We start from the raw sequence: 24,552 nt of genomic DNA on the forward strand, positions 1-24,552 counted from the left end.
CGAGATACGTTAACGATATATCTAGATAGTTGGCGCAACAAGAGGCTATTTCCGGACATGCGGAAGGGCGCCACGGCGGCGGGCCGGGGCGGCGGATGGGACGGTGAGGAAGTTAGTACTGGTTAACGAGCCCGAAGAGCGCGGCGCGGGCCATGCGGTGCAGGAGCGCCGCCATGGCCTCCCGGGGAAGCTCCCCGGCGCTGTGCGGGGTGGAGTTCAGCAGCCCGAAGACCGCGTGGGTCGCGGCCCGCAGGCCCGGCGGGGGCACGTCCGGGTACAGCTCGCTCAGCACGGTGACCCACTCTTCGACGTACAGCCGCTGGAGCCGCCGGATCTGCCGCCGGGCCGGCTCGGGCACGTTGCCGAGCTCGCGGTCGTGCACGGTGATCAGCGCCGGATGGTCCAGCGCGAAGTCGATCTGGCCGCCGATCAGCGCGTCCAGCGCCTCGGCCGCCGTCTCGGCGCGGGTGACCCGCTCCACCGCCGAGCCGCGCAGGCGCTCGCTGATGTCCAGCAGCATCTCCGACAGCAGCGACACCTTGCCGCTGAAGTGGCGGTAGAGCGCGGGGCCCGAGATGCCGACCGCCCCGCCGATCTCCTCGATGGACGTGCCGTGGAAGCCCCGCGCCGCGAACAGCGTGGCGGCCGCGTCCAGGATCTCCCTGCGCCGGGGGCTGGGAACGCGGGTAGGACTTCGCATGACCGTCATGACCGGCAATGGTAGACGAACCGGTTAATGATGACTAACATCCAGGGCGGAGTTAGCGTACGTTAACCGGTGGGAGGAGCGCACCATGGCCCCTGTGCTCCGGACTCTGGTGAGTCCGGGCGGCGAGGAGTTCAAGCGCAACGCCGAGGTCAACGAACGGCTGGCCGCCGAGCTGCGCGAACGGCTGGCGGTGGCGGCCCTCGGCGGCCCCGAGCGCTCGCGCGCGCGGCACGTCGAGCGCGGCAAGCTGCTGCCCCGCGACCGGGTGGGCACGCTGCTCGACCCCGGCTCCCGCTTCCTGGAGCTCTCGCCGCTGGCCGCCACCGGCCTGTACGGCGACGAGGCCCCCGCCGCCGGCATCATCACCGGCGTCGGGCGCGTCTCCGGCCGCGAGTGCGTGATCGTCGCCAACGACGCCACCGTGAAGGGCGGCACGTACTACCCGATCACGGTCAAGAAGCACCTGCGCGCCCAGGAGGTCGCCCTCCACAACCACCTGCCGTGCGTCTACCTGGTCGACTCCGGCGGCGCGTTCCTTCCCCTGCAGGACGAGGTGTTCCCCGACCGCGAGCACTTCGGCCGCATCTTCTACAACCAGGCCACCATGTCCCGGCGCGGCATCCCGCAGATCGCCGCAGTGCTCGGCTCCTGCACGGCCGGCGGCGCGTACGTGCCCGCGATGAGCGACGAGGCCGTCATCGTCAGGAACCAGGGCACGATCTTCCTCGGCGGCCCGCCGCTGGTGAAGGCCGCGACCGGCGAGGAGGTCTCGGCCGAAGAGCTCGGCGGCGGCGACGTCCACGCCCGGGTCAGCGGCGTCACCGACCACCTCGCCGAGGACGACGCCCACGCGCTGGCCATCGTCCGCGACATCGTCGCCACCCTCGCCCCGCGCGGCCCCGCCCCCTGGGAGCGCGCGCCGTCCCGCGAGCCCGTCCACGACCCGCGCGATCTGTACGGCATCGTGCCCTCCGACACCCGCACCCCCTACGACGTGCGCGAGGTCATCGGGCGCGTGGTGGACGGCAGCGAGTTCCTGGAGTTCAAGGCCGAGTACGGCGCCACGCTGGTGACCGGCTTCGCCCGGATCCACGGCCACCCGGTGGGCGTCGTCGCCAACAACGGCATCCTGTTCAGCGAGTCCGCGCTCAAGGGCGCGCACTTCATCGAGCTGTGCGACCAGCGCGGGATCCCCCTGGTCTTCCTGCAGAACATCAGCGGCTTCATGGTGGGCCGCGCCTACGAGGCCGGGGGCATCGCCAAGCACGGCGCGAAGATGGTCACCGCCGTCTCCTGCGCCCGCGTGCCCAAGTTCACCGTGGTGATCGGCGGGTCGTTCGGCGCCGGCAACTACGCGATGGCCGGGCGGGCGTACTCTCCGCGCCTGCTGTGGATGTGGCCGAACGCCCGCATCTCGGTCATGGGCGGCGAGCAGGCCGCGAACGTCCTGGCCACCGTGCGGCCGGGCGGCGACGCCGCCGGGGAGGCGGAGTTCAAGCGCGAGATCCGCGAGCGGTACGAGGCGCAGGGCAACCCGTACTACTCCACCGCGCGGCTCTGGGACGACGGCGTGATCGACCCCCTCGACACCCGCACGGTGCTCGGGCTGGCCCTGTCGGCCGCGGCCAACGCCCCCCTCGACCCCATCGGCTACGGCGTCTTCCGGATGTGACCATGAACTCTGGGCTTTTCGAGACCGTGCTGGTGGCCAACCGGGGTGAGATCGCGCTCCGGGTGATCAGGACGCTGCGCCGGCTCGGCATCCGCTCGGTCGCCGTCCACAGCGACGCCGACGCGGGCGCCCGGCACGTCCGCGAGGCCGACGCGGCCGTGCGGCTGGCCTCCGGCTACCTCGACGTCGAGGGGGTCGTCGCGGCCGCGCGGGCGAGCGGCGCCCAGGCCGTGCACCCCGGGTACGGGTTCCTGGCGGAGAACACCGCGTTCGCGCGGCGCTGCGCCGAGGCCGGCCTGGTGTTCGTCGGCCCGCCGCCCGAGGCGATCGAGGCGATGGGCGACAAGATCCGCGCCAAGGCCGCGGTGGAGGCCGCGGGCGTGCCCGTGGTGCCCGGCGGCGCCGAGCCCGGCGACGACCTCGCCGAGGCCGCCGCGCGCATCGGCTTCCCCGTCCTGATCAAGCCCTCGGCGGGCGGCGGCGGCAAGGGCATGCTCGTGGTGCGCTCGGCGGACGGGCTGCCCGACGCGATCGCCTCCGCCCGCCGCACGGCCGAGGCCGCGTTCGGCGACGGCACGCTGCTCGTCGAGCGCTACGTCGGCGATCCCCGGCACATCGAGATCCAGGTGCTCGCGGATGCGCACGGCAACGTGATCCACCTGGGCGAGCGCGAGTGCAGCCTCCAGCGCCGCCACCAGAAGATCATCGAGGAGGCCCCGTCCCCGCTGCTGGACGAGGAGACCCGCCGCCGCATGGGCGCGGCCGCGGTCAGCGCCGCCCGCGCGGTCGGGTACGTCGGCGCGGGCACCGTCGAGTTCATCGTTCCGGGCGATCAGCCGGGGCACCCGGGCTACTTCATCGAGATGAACACCCGCCTGCAGGTCGAGCACCCCGTCACCGAGATGGTCACGGGCCTGGACCTGGTCGAGCTCCAGCTCCGCGTCGCGGCCGGCGAGCCGCTGCCCCTGGCGCAGGAGGACGTGCGCCTGCGCGGCCACGCCGTCGAGGCCCGCGTGTACGCCGAGGACCCCGCGCGGGACTTCCTGCCCACGGGAGGGCGGGTGCTCGCCCTGGCCGAGCCCCGGGACGGCGACGGGGTGCGCGTGGACTCCGGGCTCTTCGAGGGCGCGGTCGTCGGCAGCGACTACGACCCGATGCTCTCCAAGGTGATCGCCTGGGGGCCCGACCGCGCGAGCGCCCTGCGGACGCTGGACGCGGCCCTCCGCGAGACCTCCGTCCTCGGCGTGACCACCAACGTCGCGTTCCTGCGCGCGCTGCTGGCCGACCCCGACGTCGCCGCAGGGCGCCTCGGCACCGGCCTGATCGACCAGCGCCTCGACGCCCTGCTCACCGCGGCGTACGGCACCGGGGCCCCGCCGGACGAGGTGCTCGCCGCGGCGGCGCTCGTCCTGCAGGACCGGCTGTCCGCGGACGCGGGCGACGACCCGTGGGAGGTGCCGGACGGCTGGCGCGTCGGCGAGGCCGCCTGGACGACCTGGCTGCTCGCGGCGCGCGGCGAGCCGGTCCCGGTCCGGGTCCGCGGCCTGCCGGGACGTGCCGCCGAGGTCGCCGTGGGCGACGGCCCCGCGCGCGCGGCCCGGCTGACCCCCGGGGACGCGGCCGGGGCGGCGCCCGGCGAGCGGCGCGGCGACGTGCTCGTCACGCTGGACGGGGTGACCGCGCGCTACGCCTGCGCGACCGGCGGCGGCCCTGCCGGGAGCACGGTCTGGCTGGGGCGCGAGGGCCACGCCTGGGCGCTCACCCGCCACGTGCCCGGCGACACGGGCGACCGCGCCGCGGCGGGCCTGGCCGGTGACGGCGTCGTCCGCAGCCCGATGCCGGGCACGGTGCTGCTGGTCAAGGTGACGCCGGGCGAGAAGGTCACCGAGGGCCAGCCGCTGCTGATCGTCGAGGCCATGAAGATGGAGCACACCGTGACCGCGCCCGCGGACGGTGTGGTCGCCGAGCTCTCGGTCCGCGCCGGTCAGCCGGTCGACATGGACGCGGTGCTCGCCGTCGTCCGTGCACCGGACGGGTCTCCGGACGAGACGGGAGGGTCATGATGCTCGAACCGATGCGCGTGCCGGCGGACGGGCTGCCGGAGCGGGTGACGATCTACGAGGTCGGCCCGCGCGACGGCCTGCAGAACGAGCCGTCCGTCGTCCCCCTGGAGGTCAAGGCGGAGCTGGTCGCCCGGCTGGCCGCGGCCGGGCTGACCACCATCGAGACCACCAGCTTCGTCCACCCCAAGTGGGTGCCGCAGCTCGCCGACGCCGAGGAACTGCTCAAGCGGGTCGAGCGCGTACCGGGCGTCCGCTACCCGGTGCTGGTGCCCAACGAGCGCGGCCTGGACCGCGCGCTCGACCTCGGCGTCACCGACGTCGCGATCTTCGGCAGCGCCACCGAGACGTTCGCGCGGCGCAACCTCAACCGGAGCGTGGACGCCTCGATAGAGATGTTCGCCCCGGTCGTGGCCCGCGCCCGCGAGAACGGCCTGGCCGTCCGGGCGTACCTGTCGATGTGCTTCGGCGACCCGTGGGAGGGGCCGGTGCCGATCGAGCAGGTCGTCCGCAACGGCAGGCGCCTGCTGGACCTCGGCTGCGGGCAGCTCTCGCTCGGGGACACGATCGGCGTCGGCACCCCCGGCCACGTGACCGCGCTGCTGGAGGCGTTCGCCCAGGCGGGCGTCGGCCCCGAGCGCCTCGCCGTGCACTTCCACGACACCTACGGCCAGGCGCTGGTCAACACCCTCAGCGCCCTGCGCGCGGGGGTGACCGTCGTGGACGCGTCGGCGGGCGGCATCGGCGGCTGCCCGTACGCCAGGAGCGCCACCGGCAACCTCGCCACCGAGGACCTGCTCTGGATGCTCGCCGGGCTCGGCGTCGAGACCGGCGTCGACCTCCGGTCACTGGTCGCGACCAGCGTGTGGCTGGCCGGGGAGCTGGGACGTCCGAGCCCCTCCCGGGTGGTCCGCGCGCTCGCGAAGGAACTGGCTTCAGAGGCTTCAGAGGCTTCAAAGGATGAGGAGTAGGCCATGCATCGGCTCAACGACGAGTACGAGGCGCTGCGCAAGACCGTCGAGGAGTTCGCCAGGGACGTCGTCGCCCCGGTGATCGGCGACTACTACGAGCGGTGCGCGTTCCCGTACGACATCGTCTCCCAGATGGGGCGGATGGGACTGTTCGGCCTGCCCATCCCCGAGGAGTACGGCGGCATGGGCGGCGACTACTTCGCCCTGTGCCTGGCCCTGGAGGAGCTGGCGCGCGTCGACTCCTCGGTGGCCATCACCCTGGAGGCCGCGACCTCCCTCGGCGCGATGCCGCTCTACCGTTACGGCTCCGAGGAGCAGAAGGCCGAGTGGCTGCCCGACCTCGCCGCCGGACGCACGCTCGGCGCCTTCGGCCTCACCGAGCCGGGCGGCGGCACCGACGTCCCCGGCGGCATGCGCACCACGGCGGTGCTGGACGGCGACGCGTGGGTGATCAACGGCTCCAAGGCGTTCATCACCAACTCCGGCACCGACATCACCGGATTCGTCGCGGTCGCGGCCCTCACGGGTCCGCGCGAGGACGGGTCCGCGACGCCGGAGATCTCGACGATCCTGGTGCCGTCCGGTACGCCCGGGTTCACGGTGTCCAAGAAGTACTCCAAGGTCGGCTGGTCGGCCTCCGACACCCGCGAGCTGTCCTTCACCGACTGCCGGGTGCCCGCCGCGAACCTGCTCGGCGACCGCGGGCGCGGGTACGCCCAGTTCCTGCGCACCCTGGACGAGGGCCGCGTCGCCATCGCCGCCCTGTCGGTGGGCCTCGCGCAGGGCTGTGTGGACGAGAGCTTGCGCTACGTCAAGGAGCGGCACGCGTTCGGCATGCCGATCGGGCGCTACCAGGCCATCCAGTTCAAGGTCGCCGACATGGAGGTGCGCGCGCACACCGCGCGGCTGGCCTACTACCACGCGGCCGAGAAGATGCTGGCGGGCGAGCCGTTCAAGAAGGAGGCGGCGATCGCCAAGCTGGTGGGCTCCAACGCCGCGATGGACAACGCCCGCGACGCCACGCAGATCTTCGGCGGCTACGGGTTCATGAACGAGTACCCCGTGGGCCGTTTCTACCGGGACGCGAAGATCCTGGAGATCGGGGAGGGGACGAGCGAGGTCCAGCGCATGCTCATCGCCCGCCAGCTGGGCCTGAGCGCCTAGTCCCGCGCGGATCGCCGGTCCCTGAGCGCATCGCTCGGTCTGCGCTAAAGTAAGCAAACCGACATATAGAGCATTTCAGGCTATTTCGCGCCACACCGGGGCCGGCGGTGCCGCGAGGAAGGGCGTCGCCATGCCCGACGCGATGGAGTCCATGAACAGGGTCACCGAGGCCTTCAACCGCCACCACCTGGAGGCGGTGGTCCGCTGCTACGGCCCGCGTGCCGCGCTGGTCACCCCCAGCGGCATCGGGGAGGGCCCGGAGCAGATCTCCTTCTTCTGGGAGGCGATCATGAGCGCCTTCCCCGACATGATGGCGACGATCTGGACCGGCATCGCGCACGGCGACACGGCGGTCAGCGAGTGGACCGTCACCGGCACCCACGGCGGGCCCTACATGATGCCGGGCGGCGGGGACCTCGACGCGACCGGGCGTCCCGTCGTCCTGCGGGGCTCGTCCCTCTGCAGCGTCGACGACGGCGGCATCGAGAGCCATCGCATCTACTACGACCAGCTGGAGCTGGCCTCCCAACTCGGATACGCCTTCTGCCCGTACGACGCCGACGCCTGATCTTCCCGGCATCCGAATGGACGAACACGCGTGCGAGTCCCTAAAGTCCTTTTCATGACTTCAGATGATCTCCTGGTGCGGAGGGCGGGCGAGGACGACGGCGAGGAGATCTACGGGCTGACGCGCGAGTTCGCGCTCTCCTTCCGGCCAGAGCGCGCCGCCTTCCAGGCGGCCTACCCGGCACTGCTCGGCAACCCCGACGCGCTGGTGCTCGTGGCCTGCGTGGACGGCCACGTGCGGGGGTACCTTCTCGGCTTCGTCCACCTCACCCTGTTCGCCAACGGCCCCGTCGCCTGGGTGGAAGAGGCCATGACCCAGCACGGTTTCCGCAGGCGCGGCCTCGGCCGAGCGCTCCTGGAGGAGTTCGAAACCTGGGCCCGAAGCCGCGACGCCGGCTACATCGCCCTGGCCACCCGCAGGGCCCCCGAGTTCTACCAGGCCCTCAAGTACGAATCCGCCGGCACGTACTACCGCAAGGTCCTCAAAACCGGCGACCACCCCGCCTGACGGGGCGCCCCACAAAGCTCACCCCGCTTACCGGTGGCAATGCCGGCTCGCTGCGCGCTGGTACAGGAAAGTACGCATTGGCGTCCAGGGGCATCGACACGGTCATGACCGCGACCCTGAAGAGGCTGGCCCAGTCTACGAGCCGGCGGCGGGCAAGTTGGTAGCGATGGCGATAGTATCTCTGTCGATACTATCGGCTACGGGGGTGTACATGCGTCGTTTCGTCGGGCGGGAGCGGGAGCTGAACGTGCTCCGCAACGCCTTCCAAGCGGTTCACGATGCCGCCGGGTCGGCCAGACCAGGTCAATGCATCCTCATGCGGGGAAGGCGGCGGGTCGGCAAGTCGAGCCTCGTCGAGGAGTTCCTCCGGCGCACCGAGACGCCGAACCTCTTCTTCACCGCGGCGGGCGGTACGGCAGAGGACGAACTGACGGAGCTGCTCGACGCCGTCGCCAGATCCACGCTGCCGGAGCGGGGACTGTTCTCGGAGGAGACCCCGGAGCAGTGGAATGCGGCATTCAGGCTGCTTGCGGCGATCCTGCCCGATGACAGCCCGAGCGTGGTCGTCATCGATGAGGTTCCGTATCTCATGGACCGCATCGACGCCTTCGAGGGCATGCTCCAGCGGGCATGGGACCGCCTGCTCAGCCGCAAGCCGGTACTTCTCCTCCTGGTCGGATCCGACCTGTCGATGATGGAGGCGCTGAACAGCTACGACCGACCCTTCCATCAGCGGGGCCGGGAAATGGTCGTGGGGCCGCTGACCCCGGCCGACATCGGCGAGATGCTCGGCCTTCCGCCGGCGGCCGCCTTCGACGCCGCCCTGATCACGGGCGGTCTCCCGCTGATCTGCGCGGAGTGGCGGGCCGGAGCGGACGTCTGGGAGTTCCTTCGCGACTCGCTGGACAACCCCATCTCGGCGCTGCTGGTCTCCGCAGAGCGCTCACTGGCCGCCGAGTTTCCACCGCAGGCGATGAGCAGGGAAGTCCTGCGGGCCATCGGTACCGGGGAGCGCACCTTCACCAACATCGCGCGCGCCGCCGGCGGCATCGCTCACACCAGTCTCACCCGAGCCACGGATGTCCTGACCGAGAAACGGGTGGTGGCAGCCGAGTTGCCGCTCTCACTGCGGCCGTCGAAGGAACGGCGCTACCGGGTGGCCGATCCTTACCTGCGGTTCTGGCTCGCGTTTCTGGATCCGCACATGGCGGAGATCGAGCGGATGCGGGGAGATCTCACTCTGAGCCGGATCAAGGAGCAGTGGACGGCCTGGCGGGGCCGCGCGATCGAGCCCCTCGTCCGGGAATCACTCGCCCGTCTCCTGCCGGACGGGCTCCTACCCGCCACCCCGGCGATCGGCGGGTACTGGACCCGTAGCAATGACGTCGAAATCGACCTAGTGGGCGCCGACCGACAACCGGTGGCCAAGCAGTTGCTCTTCCTCGGCTCGATCAAGTGGCTGGAGAACTCCACGTTCGACAGCCACGACCTGGCCGCGCTGCAGAAGCACCGGGCGGCGATCACCGACGAGCCGGTACCGCTCGTGGCGGTCTCCCGCAACGGGATCAGCTGTTCCGGGCTCCAAGCGGCGTACGGTCCCGAGGAACTGCTCAGCGCCTGGCGCAGCGCGTGAGCAGGGGTATTCCGTCGGCTTGGGCGACATGCAAGGGGAAGCTGATGGCTGGGGCGCCGTAGTAGAGCCCGGCGTGGTCGGCCGTGCTGAGGGGGTCGCTGGTGGCGGGGGAGGCACTGGCCGCCTGCCGAGGACAGGCTCTCACGACTCGGAGTTGTCCGCTGGCACGATGTAGCAGGTGAGCGTCGAGTCCAGCCATTCCTTGTCGATCTCCCGGCCGACCATCCTGCCGATGGCGACCAGCGCGGAGGTGAAAACTCTCGTGCGGTTCGACCATGGGTTCGCCGGGCTTCCGCTCGTCTATGTTGAAGCGCAGGCCGTGCAGGTAAGGATCGAGCGCGTCCGGGTCGCGACCTGACCGGTCGCTCGTGTCGAAGATATCGAGGACGGTGATCAGCTCGCCGTCCCTGGCGTATTTCAGCGTGTTGTCGTCGTGGCTATCCCAGCTGATTCCCAGTGTCCGCCTGTTGTTCTCCGATAAGGCGGATAGCGCTTCGTCTTCGGTACAGCGGTGGTCGCCGATGAGCACGACCCAGGCGCTGATCGTCCCCACGAGCAAGCCGCTGTCCTCGTCACCGCTTCCGTCGGAGCCGGGCCCCCACCCGACGAAGGTGGCCGGCGTGGCGGTGTCCGGGTCGGCGCTCAGGAGAAGAACGGCTTCCTCGACGGCGATGCCTTCGCACCACACGGCGTAGAACCGCCACATCGAAACATCGCTGTCGTCATAGGAGCTCAGCAGGTCGTACAGCCTTTCGGCCGGCTTCATGCCTATGGCCTCCTGGATAGATGACAGCTCAGTCGGCCGAGTCGGCCCCCAAAGCCATATCCAGCGGCCAGAGGCTGGACGTCTCTGAGCCTCACGTGTGCTTGAACTCCCACCGTGACACGCTCGGTCTGTCAGTGACCGGTTACACGATGCGTGATCAGGCAGTGAGCTGGGCGTCCAGGCGGTAGCCGTCGACGGTGACGTAGACCGAGTCGCCTGGGCGGGCGTTGAGGCGCATCAGGACCGGTTGCAGGGAGTCGAAGACGGGCTGGCGGTCGCGCCAGACCAGGACCACCGCGTTGTCGCCGGGGCCGGTGACCGACAGCAGCGTGCCGGGGCGCATGCCGAGCTGGGTGGCGTACCCCTCCGGCACGGGCACCGGCTCGCCACGCAGGTGCTCGCTGGTGACGTCGATGCGCTGCCAGCGGCGCGGGTCGGAGGACGGGCTCGGCAGCGGCGGCGCGTGGGTCGCGGCGCGCGGCTCGGGGACCAGGTGGGGTCTCGGCGGGCCGGACAGCGCCGTGAGCGCGGCCAGGGCGGCCTGGGCGTCCGGCAGGTTGCCGGACACGGACGGGACGGGCACGCCGCCGCGCATCTGGTGCCCGTTGGCGCCGGGCGTGCGGCGGGGGAGCGGCGCGAAGCCGCCCGTCGCCGTGAGGTCGGGCGGCGGGACCGCGGCCTTCGGCAGGGCGTCGATCCACGCCTGGGCCGAGTGGGCGCGGATCCCGACCTGCGCCAGCAGCTCGACGGCGTCCTCGCCGGAGGTCTTGTCGCCGAGCATCTGCGCGGTGCGCTCCCGCAGCCGGGTCAGGTCGCCGACGACCAGCCAGCCGTCCTGGAGGCGGCGGTCGCGCATGAGCGCGACCAGCACCCGCCACAGGGGGGTGCCGAGCGAGGGGACCTCGATCGGGTGCGCGGGGTCGGCGCCGATCAGCTGCTCCTCGGTGGCCGCGTTGCCGAGCCACTCGGTGAGCCGGAACAGGTGGCCGGTGACGGCGGTGGACTCCGGCGAGCGCAGCCAGTGCAGCACGCGTTCCTCGGCGGCGCGCTGCGCCTGGGAGAGCATGTCACGGTCGACGTGCAGCTCGTGGGCCAGCCTGCGCAGGCTGACGGGCTCCTCGGCGAACAGCCGCTCGATCGCCACGGCCCGCTCGAGCGGGGTCCACTCGCGGAAGACCGCGTCGACGAGCCGGACGAGCGGGTTGTCCGAGACGGGCGGTGAGGGCGGGAGGGCGGGTTGCGCGGCCGCCTGCGGCGCGTACGGGGCCTGCGGCGCGCCGTTCGCCCCGGCGGCCGGAGCCTGGACCGGGTGCGGGCCGGTCGGCTGCGCGGGGTAGGGCCCGGTCGTCTGGGCGGGGTGTGGGCCGGTCGGCGGCGTCCGGGCCCCGGCGGGCAGCGCGGGCTGGGGCCCGGTCGGCTGCGCCGGGTAGGGGCCGGTCGGCTGCGCGGGGTAGGAGCCGGTCGTCTGGGCGGGGTGCGGGCCGGTCGGCGGCGTCCGGGGCCCGGCGGGCAGCGCGGGCTGGGGCCCGGTCCGCTGCGCGGGATGGGGGCCCGTCGGCGGGCCCGCGGCGGCGGGGACCTGCGGCGACACGGCGGGGACCCGGCCGAGCACCTCGCGGAACATCGCCGTGATGATGACCTCGGGCGAGGCGGGGGCCGACGGGACCCGCAGGTCCGCGGCGGTGAGCCTGCGCAGCCGCTGCCATCCGCCCATGCCGCTGATGGCCGAGCGCGCGGGCTCCGGCCAGCCGGGCAGGGCCGGGTCGACCTTGTGGACCTGCAGCGCGGGCAGCACGTCCATCAGCGCCAAATGCTCCCAGCGGCTGACCGCCAGCCGCGAGAGGCGGTCGCAGAGCCACTCGACACCGGTCGTGCCGAGGGCGCGACCGAGAGCGACCGACGCCCACCAGCCCCCAGGAAGCCGGGGGTCGGCGAGAACTTCGGCGATCTGCTGAGGCCGGCTCCAGCGCAGAACCGGTACCAGATCACTCAGGCAGATCATTGAATCGGCGTCCATCGGCTGACCGCATCCTCCCGAGTGTGACGCATGTTGCTAATGGTGCAGCTTACGCCGGAGGCTATCAATTAGCGCCATCTAGGGAGAACATAGCGGCTCACTGACTCCCGGGCCCGCCGGTGCGCGGATCCCGCCCGTCCCGCCGGGCCTCCCGCCGAGCCCGGCGACCGCCCGCGCGCCCGCCAGACAGCCCGCTTCCAGGGCGGACTCCGCTGAGTGACCGTCCAGGAGCGCGGTGAGGTACCCGGCGGCGAACGCGTCCCCGGCACCCGTGGAGTCCACGGCCCGCGGTGCCGCGGCGCGGGCCCGGTGCGTGACGCGGCCGTCCACCGCCAGCAGGGCGCCGTCCGGCCCCAGCTTCACCACGGCGGTGCCGTAGCGGGCGCTGAGGGCGGACGCGGCCCGCTCCGGCTCGCGCTCGCCGGTGAGCAGCAGGGCCTCGTCCCGGTTGGGGAAGACGAGCGAGGCGGCGCGGGTCTCGGCCAGGAACCGCTCGACGCCGAAGCCCGTCAGGGGCCCGGTGGAGGCCGGGTCGACGCTGATCCGCAGGCCGCGGCCGAGTGCGGCCCCCACGGCCGTCCTGAACAGCGCGAGGCCCGGTTCGGCGAACAGCGTGTACCCCGAGACGTGCAGGTGGGTCACGCCGTCGAGCAGGCCGTCGTCCCAGTCGGCGGGCCCGATGCGGCCGCCCGCGCCCCGGTTGGTGAGCATGGAACGCTCCCCGGTGGCGTCCACCATGGCGATGACGACCGCCGTCGGATGGCCGGGATCGACCTGGACGTGCGGGCGCACCCCCGCGCCGCGCAGCTCGGCGACGTGCCAGGGGCCGGTGTCGTACCCGACGCGGGTCAGGATGCGCGCGTCCGCGCCCAGGTGGGCGGCCCAGGCGGCGGTGTTGGCCCCCGAGCCGCCCGGCCGCACGACGATGTCGGCGGCGGTGTCGGTCCCGGGGGCCACCGGCGCGTGGTGGACCGCTACAACGTCGGTGACCGCGTCGCCGATGACGAGCAGGCCGGCCACTCAGCTCTCCGGACCGGTCCAGGCGGCGGCGATGGCCCCGGCTAGGCGGGTGTTGCCGCGCACGGCGGCCAGGTTGGCCTCCAGCGAGGCGCCGCCGGTGCCCCGCACGAGGTAGTCCAGCAGGAAGGGGGTGATCGCCTGCCCGGCGATCCCCTCGCGCGCGGCGGCGTCGAGCGCCTCGGCCAGCACGCGGTCGTGCAGGGCGGGGTCGAGCTGCTCGTCCTCGGGGACGGGGTTGGCGACGATCAGCGCGGTCTCGGGCCCGCCGAGGCGGTCCTGCGCGCGCATCACCGCGGCGGCGTCCTCGGGGTTCTCCAGCCGCCAGTCGACCGGCAGCCCGGAGCTGTGGAGGTAGAAGCCGGGGAAGGCGTCCGTGCGGTACCCGGCGACGGTCACGCCGCGCGTCTCCAGCCGCTGGAGCGTGGCCGGCACGTCCAGGATCGACTTCACGCCCGCGCACACGATCGTGATCCTGGTCTTGGCGAGCATGTCCAGGTCGGCGGACTCGTCCTGGTCGGCCGTCCACTCGCGGTGGACGCCGCCGAGGCCGCCCGTGGCGAACACCCGGATCCCGGCGCGCGCCGCGAGGAACGCGGTGGCCGAGACGGTGGTGGCCCCGCTCGCGCCGAGCGCGGCGGCGACGGGCAGGTCGCGGAAGCCCAGCTTGCGCAGGTCCGGCTCGGTGGCGACGCGTTCCAGCATGTCCTTGTCCAGGCCGACCCGGGCCACCCCGTCGAGCACGGCGATGGTCGCGGGGACGGCGCCGGCCTCGCGGACCAGCTCCTCCAGTTCGATCGCGACGCGCAGGTTGCGGGGGCGGGGCAGGCCGTGGGAGATGATCGTCGTCTCCAGCGCCACCACGGGGGCGCCCGTGGCCAGGGCCTCGGAAACCTCCTCGGACGTCCGGATCGCCGCGCCGGGGCCGGTCAGTCGCATGCTCGCTCTCGGTCCTCTCCGTATGTACGCTCCCAGGGAGATTGTTCCCTGGTGTGCCATCTCACCGTACTGTCCGGGTTAGGGGGCTTTGTTATGAGACCGTCGCAGTACGACGCCGTCATCGTCGGGGCCGGGCACAACGGCCTGGTGGCCGCGGCCTACCTGGCGCGCGCCGGCCGCCGCGTGCTGGTGCTGGAACGCCTGCCGTACGCCGGAGGCCTCGCCGTCTCCGCCCGCGCGTTCCCCGGGGTGGACGCCCGGCTGTCGCGCTACTCCTACCTCGTCAGCCTGCTGCCCGGCAAGGTCGTCGCCGATCTCGGTCTCGCCCTCGACCTGCGGCGGCGGCGCTACGCCTCCTACACCCCCGTCGGCGACACCGGGCTGCTCGTCGACAACGGCGACGCCGCCCGCACCGCCGCGTCCTTCGCCAACGTGACCGGCGGCGCCGAAGACCTCGCGGCCTGGGACCGCTTCTACGCGATGACCGCCCGCGTCGCCCGCCGCCTGGCCCCGACCCTGCTGGAGCCCCTGCGCGACCGGGCGGCCGTGCGCGACGAGGTCGTCGCCGACGAGGAGGCCTGGCGCGACCTGTTCGAGCGGCCCATCGGCGAGGTCGTGGACGAGCGGTTCGCCGACGACACCGTACGCGGGGTGGTGCTGACCGACGCCCTGATCGGCACCTTCGCCGACCCGTCCGCGGACCTGCTCGCCAACCGCTGCTTCCTCTACCACGTCGTGGGGGACGGCACGGGAGACTGGAACGTCCCCGTGGGCGGCATGGGCGCGGTCAGCGGCGCGCTCGCCGAGGCCGCGGCCCGGTACGGCGCGGAGATCAGGACCGGGACGGAGGTGCTGGCCGTCGACCCCGGCGGGGAGGTCGTCTTCCGGGACGGGGCGGGCGCCGAGCACACCGTGACGGGCGGCCACGTGCTGGTCAACGCCTCGCCGGTCATCCTGGCCCGGCTGCTCGGCGAGGGCGGCGCGCCGGACCCGGAGGGGGCGCAGCTCAAGGTCAACATGGTGCTCGCGCGGATGCCCCGGCTGAACGACCCGTTCGTGGACCCGGCCGAGGCGTTCAGCGGCACGTTCCACATCAACGAGGGGAGCGCGGCGCTCGCGCGGGCGTACGCGCAGGCCGCGGCGGGGAGCATCCCCACGCTGCCGCCGGCCGAGGTGTACTGCCACTCGCTGACCGACCCGTCGATCCTCGGGCCGTCGCTGCGGGAGGCCGGGGCGCAGACGATGACGCTGTTCGGGCTGCACATGCCCGCCCGCCTTTTCCGGGAAAATCCGGATAAGGCGCGTGAGGAGGCGCTGGCCGCCACCCTCGCCTCCGTCAACAGCGTCCTCGCCGAGCCCATTGAGGACTGCCTGCTGCGCGCCCCGGACGGATCGCCGTGCCTGGAGGTCAAAACCCCCGTCGACCTGGAGAACGAGGCCGGCCTGCCCGGCGGCCACATCTTCCACCGGGACCTGTCCTGGCCCTTCGCCGAGGACCCGGGAGAGGCCGGGCGGTGGGGCGTCGAGACCGCCCACCCGCGCGTCCTGCTGTGCGGGGCGGGCGCCAGGCGCGGCGGCGGCGTCAGCGGCATCCCCGGGCACAACGCGGCCATGGCCGTCCTGGAGGCCACCTCCTGAGGGTTTCGCGCCCCCCGCCGCGCCCCCCGCCGCGCCCCTGGTGGATCCTGGCCGATCGCCGGGTGAGGGCGAGCGGGCGCCTTTTCATCGCGTTCTCATGGTCCTTAACGGGCTTCTCACGATTCGCGGCTACCGTGGGCCGGTGAGCACCTCCGACCTCCGTGATCTCCAGGATCCCGCCCGCCGGGACGCCGTCCGCGTGCTGGTGGTGGACGACGAGCCCGCCCTGCGCGAGGCCCTGCACAGCAGCCTCACCTTCGAGGGGTACGACGTCACCCTCGCCAAGGACGGCGCCGAGGCCCTGGAGACGCTCGCCGGCGGGTCCTACGACCTGGTCCTGCTCGACGTCATGATGCCCCGCGTGGACGGCCTCACCGCGTGCAGGCGGCTGCGCGCGGCGGGCGAGGAGGTGCCGGTCCTCATGCTCACCGCCCGCGACGCCGTCGGCGACCGCGTCTCCGGGCTCGACGCCGGGGCCGACGACTACCTGGTCAAGCCGTTCGAGCTGGACGAGCTGTTCGCCCGCGTCCGCGCCCTGCTGCGGCGCGGCGCCAGGCGGCCCCCCGAGGAGACCGGCGTGCTCGCCTACGGCGGCCTGCGCATGGACACCGCGACCCGCGAGGTCACCCGCGATGGCCGCCCCCTGGAGCTCACCCGCACCGAATACCTGCTGCTCGAACTGTTCCTGGGCCACCCCCGGCAGGTGCTCACCCGCGAGCAGATCCTCGGCGACGTGTGGGGTTTCGACTTCGAGCCGTCCTCCAACTCGCTCGACGTCTACGTCATGTACCTGCGCCGCAAGACCGAGGCCGGAGGCGCGCCGCGCCTGATCCACACCGTGCGCGGCGTCGGCTACACGCTGCGGACCTCCGCCTGATGAGTGGCCCGACGCGCGGCGGACGCCGGTCGCTGGGATCGCGGCTGACCCTGCTCGTCGCGGCCGCGGTCGCGCTGGCGATCGCCGTCTGCGCCGCCACCTGCTGGTTCCTCGTCCGCGACGTCCTCGACCGCCAGCTCAACGACTCCCTGAACCAGCCCCCGCTGGACGGCAGGACGGCGGCGATGATCCGCCGCGACTGCGCCGAGCAGCCGACCGGCGCCGAGCCGCCTGGACCGTTCCTGCGGCTCCAGCAGATCGTCACGGCCGAGGGCGCCCGCTGCGCGCAGGGATGGGACGCCGTCAAGGTCGTCCCGGCCGACGAGCGCGTGGCGCGCGTGCCGGGAGGGCGGCTGCTGCGGGACGGCGTCACCGAGAGCGGCGACGCCGTCCGCGTGCTCACCGTCAACATCGGGCCCGGTGTGGCGGTCAGCGCGGCCCGCTCGCTGTCGGGCATGGACGCCACCCTGCGCGTCCTGGCCCTGACGCTCGCCGGCGTCGCCGCCCTCGGCGTCCTCGGCGCCGCCACGGCGGGACGGCTCGTCTCCCGCGCCGCGCTGCGCCCCGTCGAACGGCTCACCGGCGCCGTCGAGCACATCGCCCGCACGGAGGACCTCGCCACGCGCATCCCCGTCGACGGCGACGACGAGATCGCCCGGCTGGGCACGTCGTTCAACGCCATGACCGCCGCGCTGGCCGGCTCGCGCGAACGCCAGCTCCAGCTCGTCGCCGACGCCGGGCACGAGCTGCGCACCCCGCTCACCAGCCTGCGCGCCAACGTCGACCTGCTGCTGCACAGCGAGAACTCCGGCCGCCCGCTGGATCCCGGCGCCCGGCGGCGGCTCCTGGCCGGGCTGAAGGCGCAGATGACCGAGATGTCCAGCCTCGTCGGCGACCTGCTGGAGCTGTCGCGCGTCTCCGAGGGCGAGGAGCCCGTCCCGGGCCTCCCGTTCCACGACGTCGTCGAGACCGCCCTGGCCCGCGCCCGCCTGCGCGCCGGAGAGGTCCGCGTCCACGCCGACCTCGCCGAGTGGTACGTCCACGGCCGCGAGGGCGCGCTCGAACGCGCGGTCGTGAACCTGCTGGACAACGCCGTCAAGTTCAGCCCGCCCGGCGGCGTGGTCCGCGTGCGGCTGGCCGGGGGAGAGCTGACCGTGCGCGACCACGGCCCCGGCATCCCCGAGGACGAGCTGCCGCACGTCTTCGAACGGTTCTGGCGGTCCTCGGCCGCCCGGAGCATGTCCGGCTCCGGGCTCGGCCTCGCCATCGTCGCCCAGGCGGTCCGCGACGCCGGAGGCGAGGTCACGCTCGCCAACGCGGCCGGCGGCGGGATCCTGGCCACCGTCCGGCTTCCCGGGCGCGCGCATTCTCAGACGGGGTTAATGAAGGCCTAACGGTCGTTCAATCCGGCCCGCCGACGGTGGACCCATGAACGAACCGACCCCGGGTCGTCGCCGATGACCCCGCCCACGACCCGGCCCACGACCTTGTCGATGACCCCGCCGACGACTCGGCCGGCCACCTCCCCCGCGGACGGCCGTTCCGCGTCGGCGCTCCGGCCCGCGCCCGCCGAGGCGGCCTCTTCCCCAGGGGCCTCCGGCCGGTCCGCGCCCGCGCCCCTGCGCGACCCCGAGCCCTCCGAGCCGCTCGCCCGGTTCGCCTCGCCGCCGACGGGGCGGGGACGCCTGGTCGAGGTGGTCGTCCCGGTGTACAACGAGCGGCGGGCGCTCGCGTCCAGCGTCCGCCACCTCCACGACTACCTGACCGGCACCTTCCCCTACGGCTTCCGCATCACGATCGCCGACAACGCGAGCACCGACGGTACCGGTGGCATCGCGGAAGGCCTCGCCCGCGACCTGCCCGGCGTGCGCGCCGTCCGCCTGGACGAGAAGGGCCGGGGGCGCGCGCTGCGCCGGGTGTGGGCGGAGAGCGACGCCGACGTCGTCTGCTACATGGACGTGGACCTGTCCACCGGGCTCAACGCGTTCCTGCCCCTGGTCGCGCCCCTGCTGTCCGGGCACAGCGACCTGGCGATCGGCACCCGGCTCGCCCGCACCTCCCGGGTCGTCCGGGGCCCGAAGCGGGAGATCATCTCCCGCGCCTACAACCTGCTGCTGCGCTCGGCCATGGGCGCCCGCTTCTCCGACGCCCAGTGCGGGTTCAAGGCCGCGCGCACCGAAGTCGTCCAGGCACTGCTGCCGGCGGTCGAGGACGAGCAGTGGTTCTTCGACACCGAGCTGCTCCTGCTGGCCGAGCGGCACGGCCTGCGCATCCACGAGGTCCCGGTCGACTGGGTGGACGACCCCGACAGCCGCGTCGACATCGTCCGCACCGCCCTGGACGACCTGCGCGGCATGGCCAGGCTCGCCCGCACCGCCCTCTCGGACGTCCCGGACGCGGTTCGCCCGGAGTTCCCGGCAGGGGTTCGTCCCGGGTCCCCGGAGGGGTCGCGCGTGGTCGGCCCCGGGCTCCCGGAGGGGTCGCGCGTGGTCGGCTCCGGACTCCCGGAGGACCCGCGCCCGGGGCGGGCCGGGCTGAGGCCGCGGCCGGCGCGTCCTCGGCTGGTACGCCACCTTGCCTCGTTCGCCGCAGTCGGGGTGGCCTGCACCCTCGCCTACACGGCCCTGTTCTGGGTCCTTCGCGGGTTCATGCCGGCGGTGGCGGCGAACGCGGTCGCGCTGCTCGTGACCGCCGTCGCCAACACCGCCGCCAACCGGCGCTTCACCTTCGGCGTCTCCGGGCGCGCCGGGGCGCTGCGGCACCACGTCCAGGGCCTGGTCGCGTTCGCGGCCGGGCTGGCCCTGACCACCTGCGCCCTCGCGCTGCTCCCGGACACCGCCTCCCGGACGGCGGAGCTCGCGGGGGTCGTCTGCGCCAACGCGCTCGCCACCCTCCTGCGCTTCCTGCTGCTGCGCGCCTGGGTCTTCACCCCGCGCCGCCCCGAGCGCGGCGGCCCGGACCGGAGTCGCCCGTTGCCCGCCGATCAGAAGGAGAATGGCCGATGACGCTGAAGATCGAGACCCCGCTCCCCATGGCCGGAGGCCGGCACGACACGCGCGGGAGGTTCGCCCGGATCGTCCTCGGCCCGCCGGGGCAGCCCCGCTGGGCACGCCCCGCGCTGCTCGCCGTGCTGGCCCTGGCCGCAGTGCTCTACACCTGGGGACTCGGACGCAACGGCCACGCGAACGACTACTACGCCGCCGCCGTCCTGTCCGGGACGCGGAGCTGGAAGGCGTTCTTCTTCGGCGCGCTGGACTCGGGGGCGTTCATCACGGTGGACAAGCCGCCGTTCGCGCTGTGGGTCATGGGCCTGTCGGCGCGGATCTTCGGGTTCGGCACCTGGAGCATGCTCCTGCCGCAGGCCCTCGCGGGCGTCGCGACTACCGGCATCCTGTACTCGGCCGTCCGGCGCGCCTTCGACGGGATGGGACGGGGTGCGGACGCGGGACACGTGACCGGCCCGGTGACCGGCTCTCCGACCGGTTCTGCGCTCGGCCGCGTGGCACGATCTACGACCGGCTCCACGATCGGTTCAGTGGCGGGTTCCGTGGCGGGCTCCACGACCGGCCATGTCGCCGGGCTGCTGGCCGCCCTGGTGATGACGCTCACGCCGATCACCGTGGCGATCAACCGGGACAACAACCCCGACACGATCCTCGTGCTGCTGCTCGTCGCCGCCGCCTGGGCGTGCGCGGAGGCGGTCAGGACGGGGCGTCCGCGGTGGCTGGTGCTGTGCGGGGTCCTCGTCGGCATGGGCTTCACGACGAAGATGCTCCAGGCGTACCTGGTCCTGCCGGGGTTGGCGCTGGTCTACGTGCTGGCCGCGCCCGTGGGTCTGTGGCGGCGGCTCGGTCACCTGGGCGTCGCGGGCGCGGCGCTGGTCGTGTCCAGCGCCTGGTGGATGGTCGTCGTGGACCTGTGGCCCTCGGGCGACCGCCCGTACGTCGGGGGCAGCACCGACAACACGGTCTGGGACCTGGTGGTCGGCTACAACGGCCTCGGGCGGATCTTCGGCGGCGGCGGCGGTCCCGGCGGGGGCGGTCCGGGCGGTGGCGGCGGCTTCGGAGGGCAGGCGGGAGCGGGCCGCCTGTTCAACGAGATCATGGCGGGCCAGATCTCCTGGCTGATCCCGTTCGCGGCCCTCGCCCTCGTCTTCGGGCTCCTCACGTACGCGCGGCGGCGCGGCCCGGCGGGCGGCGGGCTCCCGGTGGACCCGCACGTCCACCCGCTTCCGACCGCCGTCCCGGACACCTCAGGCGCGCGGCCCCTCGCCGTGCCGGCCGGGCCCGGCGTGCCGGCGGCCCTGCTGCTGTGGGGCGGGTGGCTGGTGGTGCACTACGCGGTGTTCAGCTTCTCGGCGGGGATCTTCCACCCGTACTACGCCACGGCCCTGGCCCCGGCCGTCGCGGCGCTGACCGGGATCGGCGGCGTGCTGATGTGGGGGGCGTACCGGGCGCGGCGGCCGGTCGCCGGCTGGGCCCTCCCGCTCGGCGTCGCGGTCACCGGGGCGTGGGCGTTCGCCGTCCTGCGCCGCACGTCCGGCTGGGTGCCCTGGCTGCCGTTCGCGGTCGCCGTCGCGTGCGCGGCGGCGCTCCTCGGCCTGGTCGTCCTGCGCCTCGGCCGCAGGGGACGGGTACGGCTCGCCGCCGTCGCGATCGCGCTCGCCCTGGCGGGCGGGCTCGCGGGCCCGGCGGCGTACGCGCTGACCCCGCTGTCCGACCCCGTCAACGGCACCAACCCCACGGCCGGACCGCAGACGGGCTTCGGCGGCATGGGAGGTCCGGGCGGGCCGTCCGGCCGTCCGGGCATGCGGGCCGGAGATGCCGGCGACGGCGTGCCCCCCGGCCCGGGGCTGCCCGCAGGCGCGGCCACCGGCACGCGGACGGGCGCCTCCGCCCGCGCGGGAACGCGGCCTTCCGGCGGTCCCGGCGGCCCTGAGGGCGGCGTCGACCCCGCGCTGGTGTCCTACCTGCGCGCGAACAAGGGGACGTCCACGTGGCTGGTCGCGGTGAGCAGCGCCCACGAGGCGTCGTCGCTCATCCTCGCCACCGGTGGGGAGCCCGTCATCGCGATGGGCGGCTTCAGCGGCAGCGATCCGGCGATGACCGTGGAGACGCTCCAGCGGTACGTGGCCGAGGGGCGGCTGAAGTACGTCCTGGCCGGCGGGCGCATGGGCGGTCCCGGCGGGCGGAACGACGAGGTCACCGCGTGGGTACAGGGCAACGGCACCGAGGTCCCGGCGTCGGAGTACGGAGGAACCAGTACACAGGGGACGCTCTACCGCCTCGGCTGAGCCGAAAGCCCAGGCAGGGCGCATCGCGCCCGCAGGACGGGGTAGGAGCCCGGACCTCAGCGACGAAGGAAGGATGATCAAGCGTGGACCAGCAGAGTTTCATCGCCCTCCTCAACGAGGACCTGGAGAGCGAGTACCGCTCCATCGTGCAGTACACCCAGCACACCGCGACGATCACCGGGGCGGAGTACCAGAGCCTGATCGAGGAGCTGAAGGCGCACCTGCACCAGGAACTGGAGCACGCGACGACGCTCGCCGGTCAGATCGCCTTCCTCGGCGGCGTCCCGTCGGTGACGGTCCCGGAGATCCCCAGCGTGCCCGAGGGCGCCGAGGCGCTGCGCCTGGACCTCGACCTGGAACAGACCCAGCTCCAGCGCTACCGCGAACGCGTCGCCCAGGCGATGGACCTGGGCCTGCCCGACGTCGCCGAAGCCCTGCGCCCGCTCCTCCAGCAGACCCAGGACCACGTCATGGACCTGCAGACGGCCCTCGGCGACTGAGCGGCCGCGCCCACCGGCGCCGGCGTGACCGCGCCTCGCCGGTGCCGCTCCGTCCCGCCTCCCGGTCCGTCCAGGCGGGCAGGACGGCGAGCCGCAGCGACCGGCGGGCCGCGCTCGGCCAGCAGCGGCAGATGGTTGCGGACGCTGCACGTGGCGGCCAGCAGGGTGTAGCGCGAAAGCAGGACGCGTTGGACGGTCGCGGCATCCACGGCGCCGTGGAACTCCTGGGTCAGGCGGCCGGCGGCGCCGCGCAGCGCCTGCCGCTGGTCGATGACGAGGTCTTCACGACGATGCGGCGGGCGGGAATGCCGCCGGGTAGTAGGATCAAGGCCGTGCGCAGTGCGGGCAGTGCGGATGGGGCAGCGGGGGGTATGCGTGTCAGCCGGTCCGGCCAGGCTGACCATCGCCGGGCGGAGCTGCTCGAGGCCGCGCGCCGGGTCGTGCTGGAACGCGGCATCTCCAGCACCCGGGTGGCCGACATCGCCAAGGCGACCAACGTCAGCGGCGGCCTGATCCACTACCACTTCGCCACCAAGGACGACCTGATCACCGCCATGCTCCGCTCCACCATCGACGGCGAGGTGGGCCGGCTCAGGGAGCTGATCCAGGAGCCCGGCTCGGCCGCCGAGCGGCTGGACCGCGTGTTGCGTTACTACATCCCGAGGTCGCGCGCCGACCAGAGCTGGCTCCTCTGGATCGACGCGTTCGCGGCCGGGCTGCGCGAGGCGGTCGTCCAGGAGATCCTGCTGGAGCTGGAGTCGGGCTGGATCGGCACGCTGGAGCAGGTGATCAGCGCGGGAGTCGACACCGGCGAGTTCGTGTGCGACGACCCGCGCGGCGCCGCCGAGCGCATCGACGGCATGCTCGACGGCCTGATCATCCGCTACACCCTCCACCCCTCCGTCCTCTCCCGCCGCCGCCTCCTCGAACACGCCCGCATAGCCGCCGCCCGCGAGGTAGGCATAGACCGCTCCGCCTTCCCCTCCTCCTGACCCCGCACTCGAGCGCTGACGGGTTGGCCGGCGGGGTTGATGCTGATCCCGGTGGTGAGCGGCGCGGCCATCGTTGTCCTGTCCCGAGAGTTCTGGCAGTGAAGTGCGTGGACCCGAGAGGCCTCCCGATAGCTGGCGGAAGGACTCTCGGGTCCACCGTGGGGTGGGTCAGGGTTGGTCGGAGGTGTACTCGCAGCGGGTGAACGTGTCCGTGCCGGGACCGCCGACGCACGAGTCTGACGGGCCGGGGTCACCGTTCGCGTCCCGCAGACGCCAATGCCCGGAGCAGCGCGTCGGCGATTGGCGGTCCGCTCCGGTCATGCCAATGTCGGTGACGTCGTGTTCGCACGCGACGGCAGGACGTTCGCCAGTGCGAGCGTCGGCCGGGCCGCGCCGATCTGGGAGGTTCCTCCCCGCTAGATCGACTTCTCCCGTCCCGGGGTTTCGGTAAGACTAGGCCGCTTCCGCTATGCGCTCACCCAGAGGCAGAACGGGTGCCCGGCCGGGTCGAAATGCACGCGTACGTCGTCCTGAGGTTGGAAATCGGCCACGGTCGCGCCCAGTTCGACGGCGCGGGCGCTGCTTGCGTCGAGATCGTCGACCTCGATGTCCAGATGCATCATCAGCTGCTGCTCTCCGGGCCGCGTGGGCCAGGCCGGGCGGACGAAACCGGGGTCGCTCTGGAACGACAAACCGGGGCCGCCGTCCGGCGGGGCGAGCAGCACCCAGTCGGGTTCCTGGGCTTTGACCCGCCAGCCGAGCAGCTCGCGATAGAACGAGGCCAGCGCCGGCCCGTCGAGCGCCTCCAGGCAGACGGTCGACCACCTGAATCTGGGGCTCCCGCTCATGCGGAACCGGTGAAATGGGTCGAGAACCAGTCTCTGGCGTGCTCGGCCACGGCCTCCAGTGCGCCGGGCTCCTCGAACAGATGGGTGGCCCCGGGCACGACGGTGATCCGGCTCTCGGCGCTCAGGCGCCGGTGAACCTCCTCGTTCAGCTTCACCACGATCGGATCCCGGCCGCCCACGATGAGCAGCGTGGGGGCGCGGACCGCCGCGAGCCGGGGCCCCGCCAGGTCGGGCCGCCCGCCGCGCGAGACGATCGCGGAGATCGCGGTGTCCGGCTCGGCCGCCGCCCACAGCGCCGCCGCCGCGCCGGTAAGGAGAGCAGCGCGAGCAATCGTGCGGGGGTGTCGCTCATGGATCCATCATGCCCAGCCATATGGGACA

General features: G+C 73.2%; 21 protein-coding genes. 14 read left to right on the forward strand and 7 right to left on the reverse strand.

Going from position 1 to position 24,552, the window contains the following annotated elements; all coding sequences use genetic code 11:
* Positions 1-112: 112 nt before the first annotated feature.
* Complete coding sequence (locus tag DQ384_RS20475; RefSeq protein WP_114030589.1) at positions 113-709, reverse strand: SACE_7040 family transcriptional regulator; 597 nt, start codon at positions 707-709, stop codon at positions 113-115.
* Between the two features lie 85 nt (positions 710-794).
* Here DQ384_RS20475 and DQ384_RS20480 point away from each other — a divergent pair, with 85 nt between their 5' ends.
* The 7 genes from DQ384_RS20480 to DQ384_RS20510 all read left to right on the forward strand — a co-directional run bounded on the left by DQ384_RS20480 (position 795) and on the right by DQ384_RS20510 (position 9,284).
* Positions 795-2,381, forward strand: a complete 1,587-nt coding sequence (locus DQ384_RS20480) for a carboxyl transferase domain-containing protein (RefSeq protein WP_114030465.1) — start codon at positions 795-797, stop codon at positions 2,379-2,381.
* 2 nt (positions 2,382-2,383) lie between these two features.
* A complete protein-coding gene (locus DQ384_RS20485; protein WP_114030466.1) occupies positions 2,384-4,444 on the forward strand; it encodes an acetyl/propionyl/methylcrotonyl-CoA carboxylase subunit alpha in 2,061 nt (686 codons plus the stop codon).
* Positions 4,441-5,412 (forward strand): hydroxymethylglutaryl-CoA lyase, encoded by a 972-nt coding sequence (locus DQ384_RS20490; RefSeq protein ID WP_114030467.1) that lies wholly within the window; start codon positions 4,441-4,443, stop codon positions 5,410-5,412. Before DQ384_RS20485 ends, DQ384_RS20490 begins: the two co-directional genes overlap by 4 nt.
* A gap of 3 nt (positions 5,413-5,415) precedes the next feature.
* Entirely contained in the window at positions 5,416-6,576 is a 1,161-nt protein-coding gene (locus DQ384_RS20495) for an acyl-CoA dehydrogenase family protein (RefSeq protein ID WP_114030468.1), read from the forward strand.
* 130 nt (positions 6,577-6,706) lie between these two features.
* Positions 6,707-7,144: an ester cyclase gene (locus DQ384_RS20500; protein WP_114030469.1), complete on the forward strand. Its 438-nt coding sequence runs from the start codon at positions 6,707-6,709 to the stop codon at positions 7,142-7,144.
* A gap of 54 nt (positions 7,145-7,198) precedes the next feature.
* Positions 7,199-7,651 carry a GNAT family N-acetyltransferase gene (locus tag DQ384_RS20505; protein WP_114030470.1) on the forward strand — a complete coding sequence of 151 codons (453 nt, stop codon included), beginning with the start codon at positions 7,199-7,201 and terminating at the stop codon, positions 7,649-7,651.
* 211 nt (positions 7,652-7,862) lie between these two features.
* Positions 7,863-9,284, forward strand: a complete 1,422-nt coding sequence (locus tag DQ384_RS20510; RefSeq protein WP_114030590.1) for an ATP-binding protein — start codon at positions 7,863-7,865, stop codon at positions 9,282-9,284.
* Here the strand turns inward: DQ384_RS20510 and DQ384_RS20515 are convergent.
* The 4 genes from DQ384_RS20515 to DQ384_RS20530 all read right to left on the reverse strand — a co-directional run bounded on the left by DQ384_RS20515 (position 9,262) and on the right by DQ384_RS20530 (position 14,023).
* Positions 9,262-10,050, reverse strand: coding sequence for a DUF6461 domain-containing protein (locus tag DQ384_RS20515; RefSeq protein ID WP_114030471.1), 789 nt, complete (start codon positions 10,048-10,050; stop codon positions 9,262-9,264). The genes DQ384_RS20510 and DQ384_RS20515 overlap by 23 nt on opposite strands.
* A gap of 157 nt (positions 10,051-10,207) precedes the next feature.
* Complete coding sequence (locus tag DQ384_RS43665; RefSeq protein WP_147268845.1) at positions 10,208-12,067, reverse strand: hypothetical protein; 1,860 nt, start codon at positions 12,065-12,067, stop codon at positions 10,208-10,210.
* Positions 12,068-12,145: 78 nt separating this feature from the next.
* Complete coding sequence (locus DQ384_RS20525; RefSeq protein WP_114030473.1) at positions 12,146-13,087, reverse strand: carbohydrate kinase family protein; 942 nt, start codon at positions 13,085-13,087, stop codon at positions 12,146-12,148.
* Positions 13,088-14,023, reverse strand: a complete 936-nt coding sequence (locus DQ384_RS20530; RefSeq protein ID WP_114030474.1) for a pseudouridine-5'-phosphate glycosidase — start codon at positions 14,021-14,023, stop codon at positions 13,088-13,090.
* Between the two features lie 93 nt (positions 14,024-14,116).
* Here DQ384_RS20530 and DQ384_RS20535 point away from each other — a divergent pair, with 93 nt between their 5' ends.
* The 7 genes from DQ384_RS20535 to DQ384_RS20565 all read left to right on the forward strand — a co-directional run bounded on the left by DQ384_RS20535 (position 14,117) and on the right by DQ384_RS20565 (position 23,323).
* Positions 14,117-15,661: a phytoene desaturase family protein gene (locus tag DQ384_RS20535; RefSeq protein ID WP_114030475.1), complete on the forward strand. Its 1,545-nt coding sequence runs from the start codon at positions 14,117-14,119 to the stop codon at positions 15,659-15,661.
* Positions 15,662-15,803: 142 nt separating this feature from the next.
* The gene (locus tag DQ384_RS20540) at positions 15,804-16,538 is read left to right on the forward strand and encodes a response regulator transcription factor (protein ID WP_245966644.1); all 735 of its coding nucleotides are present in this window, start codon (positions 15,804-15,806) and stop codon (positions 16,536-16,538) included.
* On the forward strand, positions 16,538-17,932 hold the full coding sequence (locus tag DQ384_RS20545) for a sensor histidine kinase (protein WP_114030477.1): 1,395 nt from the start codon (positions 16,538-16,540) through the stop codon (positions 17,930-17,932). The genes DQ384_RS20540 and DQ384_RS20545 overlap by 1 nt, the downstream gene beginning before the upstream one ends.
* Before the next feature lie 99 nt (positions 17,933-18,031).
* Entirely contained in the window at positions 18,032-19,543 is a 1,512-nt protein-coding gene (locus DQ384_RS20550; RefSeq protein ID WP_245966645.1) for a bifunctional glycosyltransferase family 2/GtrA family protein, read from the forward strand.
* Positions 19,540-21,831, forward strand: a complete 2,292-nt coding sequence (locus tag DQ384_RS20555; protein WP_245966646.1) for a glycosyltransferase family 39 protein — start codon at positions 19,540-19,542, stop codon at positions 21,829-21,831. Before DQ384_RS20550 ends, DQ384_RS20555 begins: the two co-directional genes overlap by 4 nt.
* A gap of 83 nt (positions 21,832-21,914) precedes the next feature.
* Positions 21,915-22,331, forward strand: a complete 417-nt coding sequence (locus tag DQ384_RS20560; RefSeq protein WP_114030478.1) for a ferritin-like domain-containing protein — start codon at positions 21,915-21,917, stop codon at positions 22,329-22,331.
* A gap of 215 nt (positions 22,332-22,546) precedes the next feature.
* A complete protein-coding gene (locus DQ384_RS20565) occupies positions 22,547-23,323 on the forward strand; it encodes a TetR/AcrR family transcriptional regulator (RefSeq protein ID WP_181871309.1) in 777 nt (258 codons plus the stop codon).
* Between the two features lie 467 nt (positions 23,324-23,790).
* On the opposite strand, the gene DQ384_RS20570 is transcribed toward DQ384_RS20565, so the two are convergent.
* Positions 23,791-24,171, reverse strand: coding sequence for a VOC family protein (locus tag DQ384_RS20570; RefSeq protein ID WP_114030480.1), 381 nt, complete (start codon positions 24,169-24,171; stop codon positions 23,791-23,793).
* Entirely contained in the window at positions 24,168-24,350 is a 183-nt protein-coding gene (locus tag DQ384_RS42230) for an alpha/beta fold hydrolase (protein ID WP_220183035.1), read from the reverse strand. The genes DQ384_RS20570 and DQ384_RS42230 overlap by 4 nt, the downstream gene beginning before the upstream one ends.
* Positions 24,351-24,552: the final 202 nt, after the last annotated feature.

Origin of the sequence: Sphaerisporangium album (genome assembly GCF_003323745.1) — a bacterium.
GTDB lineage: Bacteria > Actinomycetota > Actinomycetes > Streptosporangiales > Streptosporangiaceae > Sphaerisporangium > Sphaerisporangium album.

Bases quoted from the DNA above. Each gene is read 5' to 3' on its own strand.
- DQ384_RS20475 (WP_114030589.1), bottom strand. From the start codon at position 709: ATGACGGTCATGCGAAGTCCTACCCGCGTTCCCAGCCCCCGGCGCAGG.
- DQ384_RS20480 (WP_114030465.1), top strand. From the start codon at position 795: ATGGCCCCTGTGCTCCGGACTCTGGTGAGTCCGGGCGGCGAGGAGTTC.
- DQ384_RS20485 (WP_114030466.1), top strand. From the start codon at position 2,384: ATGAACTCTGGGCTTTTCGAGACCGTGCTGGTGGCCAACCGGGGTGAG.
- DQ384_RS20490 (WP_114030467.1), top strand. From the start codon at position 4,441: ATGATGCTCGAACCGATGCGCGTGCCGGCGGACGGGCTGCCGGAGCGG.
- DQ384_RS20495 (WP_114030468.1), top strand. From the start codon at position 5,416: ATGCATCGGCTCAACGACGAGTACGAGGCGCTGCGCAAGACCGTCGAG.
- DQ384_RS20500 (WP_114030469.1), top strand. From the start codon at position 6,707: ATGCCCGACGCGATGGAGTCCATGAACAGGGTCACCGAGGCCTTCAAC.
- DQ384_RS20505 (WP_114030470.1), top strand. From the start codon at position 7,199: ATGACTTCAGATGATCTCCTGGTGCGGAGGGCGGGCGAGGACGACGGC.
- DQ384_RS20510 (WP_114030590.1), top strand. From the start codon at position 7,863: ATGCGTCGTTTCGTCGGGCGGGAGCGGGAGCTGAACGTGCTCCGCAAC.
- DQ384_RS20515 (WP_114030471.1), bottom strand. From the start codon at position 10,050: ATGAAGCCGGCCGAAAGGCTGTACGACCTGCTGAGCTCCTATGACGAC.
- DQ384_RS43665 (WP_147268845.1), bottom strand. From the start codon at position 12,067: ATGGACGCCGATTCAATGATCTGCCTGAGTGATCTGGTACCGGTTCTG.
- DQ384_RS20530 (WP_114030474.1), bottom strand. From the start codon at position 14,023: ATGCGACTGACCGGCCCCGGCGCGGCGATCCGGACGTCCGAGGAGGTT.
- DQ384_RS20535 (WP_114030475.1), top strand. From the start codon at position 14,117: ATGAGACCGTCGCAGTACGACGCCGTCATCGTCGGGGCCGGGCACAAC.
- DQ384_RS20545 (WP_114030477.1), top strand. From the start codon at position 16,538: ATGAGTGGCCCGACGCGCGGCGGACGCCGGTCGCTGGGATCGCGGCTG.
- DQ384_RS20550 (WP_245966645.1), top strand. From the start codon at position 18,032: ATGACCCCGCCGACGACTCGGCCGGCCACCTCCCCCGCGGACGGCCGT.
- DQ384_RS20555 (WP_245966646.1), top strand. From the start codon at position 19,540: ATGACGCTGAAGATCGAGACCCCGCTCCCCATGGCCGGAGGCCGGCAC.
- DQ384_RS20570 (WP_114030480.1), bottom strand. From the start codon at position 24,171: ATGAGCGGGAGCCCCAGATTCAGGTGGTCGACCGTCTGCCTGGAGGCG.